This window comes from Microcystis sp. M015S2 (genome assembly GCF_020245945.1).
Classification (GTDB): domain Bacteria; phylum Cyanobacteriota; class Cyanobacteriia; order Cyanobacteriales; family Microcystaceae; genus Microcystis.
The window spans coordinates 1-3,913 of the sequence record NZ_JADBTX010000029.1 but is presented as its reverse complement, the minus strand read 5'-3'; the positions used below and the strand labels follow the sequence as shown (position 1 = coordinate 3,913).

At 39.7% G+C, this 3,913-nt stretch carries 7 protein-coding genes; 6 read left to right on the top strand and 1 reads right to left on the bottom strand.

Annotated elements, in window-relative coordinates; translation table 11 throughout:
* The 5 genes from IM473_RS06455 to IM473_RS06435 all read left to right on the top strand — a co-directional run.
* Positions 1 to 546: GUN4 domain-containing protein (locus tag IM473_RS06455; protein WP_287690388.1), on the top strand; the 546-nt coding region annotated here is incomplete at its 5' end.
* Positions 547 to 590: 44 nt separating this feature from the next.
* Positions 591 to 785 carry a RelB antitoxin-like protein gene (locus IM473_RS06450; protein ID WP_079205868.1) on the top strand — a complete coding sequence of 65 codons (195 nt, stop codon included), beginning with the start codon at positions 591 to 593 and terminating at the stop codon, positions 783 to 785.
* A 49-nt stretch (positions 786 to 834) separates the two neighbouring features.
* On the top strand, positions 835 to 1,155 hold the full coding sequence (locus IM473_RS06445; RefSeq protein ID WP_002795824.1) for a DUF6883 domain-containing protein: 321 nt from the start codon (positions 835 to 837) through the stop codon (positions 1,153 to 1,155).
* A 12-nt stretch (positions 1,156 to 1,167) separates the two neighbouring features.
* Complete coding sequence (locus tag IM473_RS06440) at positions 1,168 to 1,404, top strand: DUF4926 domain-containing protein (protein ID WP_002731660.1); 237 nt, start codon at positions 1,168 to 1,170, stop codon at positions 1,402 to 1,404.
* Positions 1,405 to 1,614: 210 nt separating this feature from the next.
* On the top strand, positions 1,615 to 2,610 hold the full coding sequence (locus tag IM473_RS06435) for a DNA cytosine methyltransferase (protein ID WP_287660553.1): 996 nt from the start codon (positions 1,615 to 1,617) through the stop codon (positions 2,608 to 2,610).
* A gap of 91 nt (positions 2,611 to 2,701) precedes the next feature.
* Here IM473_RS06435 and IM473_RS06430 read toward each other — a convergent pair whose 3' ends face one another.
* The gene (locus IM473_RS06430; protein WP_287660552.1) at positions 2,702 to 3,352 is read right to left on the bottom strand and encodes a restriction endonuclease subunit R; all 651 of its coding nucleotides are present in this window, start codon (positions 3,350 to 3,352) and stop codon (positions 2,702 to 2,704) included.
* 161 nt (positions 3,353 to 3,513) lie between these two features.
* Here IM473_RS06430 and IM473_RS06425 point away from each other — a divergent pair.
* A partial coding sequence (locus IM473_RS06425) for a Pepco domain-containing protein (protein ID WP_287660550.1) occupies positions 3,514 to 3,913 on the top strand: 400 nt, incomplete at its 3' end.

Sequence of the window (3,913 nt, the reverse complement as noted above, 5' to 3'; positions counted from 1 at the left end):
GAGTCGGCGAAAACGATAACAGAAACCCCGAAACCCGCGTCACCGCCAGAAATCGAACTTAAAAGTGCCAAAGGAATCGATTATCGGAAATTAGAAGATTTATTAAAACGGCAGCAATGGAAGCAAGCGGACGAGGAAACCGCCAACGTGATGCTACAGGCTGCCAACCGCACAAAAGAAGGATGGCTACGGGAAGAGGATATCGATAATTTTCCCTGCGAGGATTTGCGAACCATTGACCAATTATGGGTTAAATATAGTGGCGGTCGCTTTGGTTTTTCCGTGCAGGCGAAAATCTACCGCGAACTTGGTGGGACGCGGCAGTATAATGAAAGAGTTTGGACCGCTTTCGGAGATAGGGTAGGCTGGCGAGTGAATAAAAGCTGGATATACTACAAAGATGTTACTTTTGACATAAAAGCACCCCTAGGACACCTCCCTTGTCCCTTTGGGGGGTGGGAAGGGGATGAGGTTGTTGGAGGGTATTTACCGGGATACAGACGGGTCTCTTCTCTCGCGTCGAGACTTGTAAAATGTAACATATAAAGGTTACAGCCAATTTTTAAGAATTGTATCGGAGGGAAAACCAAATGCTAGAAATTAACAAAAGCTATGTATTAGACAAAGATCAAAAGCCGATTGCCGTTCAGATTCCCATTGCTGAATTTGAAAAAATCGAAGAAATCCTAGAGGATTACGGACTAGGAAAACTCATCGAAGAAGTTGAAAATGATCAAATCCTAGACAAAGAAAAAGCCTGGCAATACTGCCCGCATATACTGTAAAATCTATTTTATAGAAGTCTATAAAGAAATTGGCTAAATTACAATATAAATGCCTTATTTAAATCCCAATGCGACAATCCCACCAGCTAAATTAACCCGGTATTTGCTAGTTTTACAACCCAAAGATGATAAATCAGGCTTTCTGGCACAAGCAGGATATAATTTAGACAACTGGCAGGTATTGGAACAAGATTTAAGACGTATTCTTCTCAACGAGGCCACCTTAAATAAACAAACAAAGTTCGGTGATATTTATGAAATTAAAGGACTTTTACAAGGGGTGAACGGGATAAACTTACAAGTCTCTACCTATTGGATTATCGACTCACTTACGAAAGAAACAAGATTTGTGACTTTATTACCAGATTAAAAGAGTTAGACTATGAAATTTGATATGTTTTCCGAAGTTCAATTAACCGAAGATTTGCCAGAATCTAATTTGTCTCGTGGCACTCACGCGATTATCGTGGATTATTGTCCTCGACCCGAAGGCCAAGAGGATGGCTATGTTTTAGAAGTGTTAAATAATCAGGGAAAAGCCTATACAGTTATCGCTGTAGAAGTTTCCAAGATTGAATCAATTCAAAATCTTAAACAGGATGAATTTCAAATTATATAATTCTGTTATTCTTCGCTGTGATTTTCTAGAAAACTGAGGTTCAAGAAGCTTAACCCACCATCCTTTTTTTGTGTATGTCTCCAGGGATGACGACTGTTTTCAGTTTGTTACTCTCAAGCGCCAATGAAATATTTACCGTCCGCTCTTTGGTGAAAGTTGAATAAGTTAAAATCAAAGAGAATATCCCTATCGCTACAATCTCAACTATCAATGAATCTCCTGAAAGATAGTAAAAAAATTCGTTTTATTGACCTCTTTTGTGGTTTGGGAGGGTTTCGAGTCGCAATTGAACGAGTTTGTCGCCAAAAAAACTTAGAATCTGATTGTGTTTTTTCCTGTGATATAGATAAAGATGCTCAGGCAATTTATCACGCTAATTTTGGCGACCAACCCCGGGGAGATATTACCGAAATAGCTGCCCTAGATATTCCCAATCATGATATTTTAATGGCGGGATTTCCCTGTCAACCCTTTAGTATTTGTGGTGATTTAAAGGGGTTTGAAGATACCAGAGGCACGCTATTTTTTGAGATTGTCCGCATTTTAAAAGTCAAACAACCCGCAGCATTTATTCTGGAAAATGTCAAGCAATTGCAGGGACATCAACAGGGAAAAACCTTGCAAGTTATTCTCGATACTTTACAAGATTTAGATTACTATACCGATTATCGGGTTTTGAATGCTCTTAATTTTGGTTTACCGCAAAAACGGGAACGGATTTTTATCGTTGGTTTCCGAGAAGCGCGGGGTTTTATCTGGCCAAAACCAGCTTTATCTAGAACAAGTTTAACGGAAATATTAGAGGAAAATGTCTCAGATTTTTATTATGCTTCCGAAAAAATTCAAAAAAGTCGCCTGCTGAAAAGAGAGGGAAAAAAACCTGATAGTGAACCGACTATCTGGCACGAAAATAAAGGAGGAAATGTCAGTGCTTATCCCTATTCCTGTGCCTTGCGAGCAGGAGCATCCTATAATTATTTGTTAGTGGATGGAAAAAGACGCTTAACAGCAAGAGAAATGCTACGTTTACAAGGTTTTCCCGATGATTATCAAATTGTCGGCAGTTATCAAACTATGCGAAAATTAACGGGTAATAGTGTAGCGATTTCCTGCGTAGCTGCTGTGGTTAATTCTGTAATCGAGTCTTTGTTAGATGTTGCTCAAGCATCAACTAATTCATTCTCGTTCAATCGACAACTTAATTAGGAGTTTTAAATAGTGGTAAGTATTCAAGACGCTTTTAATTCCCTATATACACAGACAAAGCATCGGAGATTATAGCTTGTTTGAGTCCTAATTATGTCTCTAAAATTAGCTGACCCATGGCCTTGAGAATTTGGAGTAGATTAATTGCTGATTCAGGATACATTAAATTAAGTTCTGGCATTATCTGATAAGTGGGGTTAGTTTCTTGTCTGAGATAGACGAACATATATTGTAAGCCATTAGTCGCTAATCCCCAAACTGAGGGTTGTCTTTCTAAGCTATTGTAGGCATAAGTCAATAATTGAGGTAATCCCTGACGTACTTCGATTCCACTCTCTTTAGCTTCAATGACTAAAATCCCAAAAGGGATATCATTGACAGTTGCTATCGAATTATTTACCGTGACAATATCAAAGCGTCCGCTAATAGTTTTATCTTCATCCACAAGGATAATATTATCAATCCCTTCTTCAACCCTAATCCTAATCGGATAACGATAAAAACCCGCTAACCGCAATAGGGGAAATAGGGTTAAAACTTTAACTTGTCCTTCTGATGCTTTATCTTCCATCAAATAGGGTCGAAAATCGTTGCGGATTTGAACAAGTTCTAATTTTTCTGCCTCGCTGACGGTTTCCAAAGCTAAAAGCTCTGTAAATGAAACATCCTCAAGCTTTTCTTGAAAATTGAGATGACGTTGAACATCAGCAAGGGTTAGTTTACTCGTTTTGAGGGTAAGCATTGATTGAGCAAGCAGTACAGCGCTGTTCCGATTGTAGCCGAAAATAGAAAAAGCGAAACCCAACCACCCTACTCTTGATTGGGTTTCCTTGCATCAACCCAAGTACAATAAACTCTGTAGGTGAGTTAGCAATGGGTAACTAGAATAATAAAGGAGAACCATTGCCGAAAAACGAGAACGCTATGCCAGAAGAAACTATTTGGATTATCACCGCAGAAGATACCCCCGTCACCGTCGATGAAGACGCGAAAGGAAACGACACCTATGACAATCCCTGGGACAAAAGGAAAACTATGACCGAAGCGGCGACTCGCGGCGTAAAAGTGAGCGTGGAGAAGCTAGAGACAGAACTATCCCATTTTCTCCAGCTTATCGGCAAAGTCTTCAATCAAGCACAGAAACAGGTCAACCAACAAACCGGTTTTAAACTCGATGAAGTAGAGCTTTGCGTAGAGATTACCGGGGAAGGTGAAGTAAAATTATTAGGGACGGGGATTAAGACCGGCACCAAAGGCGGATTAACCCTAAAATTTAAGCGAGACGAGAAAAACACACCGACTG

Coding starts and splice junctions, on each gene's coding strand:
- IM473_RS06430 (WP_287660552.1), bottom strand. CDS start 3,352: ATGCTTACCCTCAAAACGAGTAAACTAACCCTTGCTGATGTTCAACGT.
- IM473_RS06440 (WP_002731660.1), top strand. CDS start 1,168: ATGAAATTTGATATGTTTTCCGAAGTTCAATTAACCGAAGATTTGCCA.
- IM473_RS06435 (WP_287660553.1), top strand. CDS start 1,615: ATGAATCTCCTGAAAGATAGTAAAAAAATTCGTTTTATTGACCTCTTT.
- IM473_RS06450 (WP_079205868.1), top strand. CDS start 591: ATGCTAGAAATTAACAAAAGCTATGTATTAGACAAAGATCAAAAGCCG.
- IM473_RS06445 (WP_002795824.1), top strand. CDS start 835: ATGCCTTATTTAAATCCCAATGCGACAATCCCACCAGCTAAATTAACC.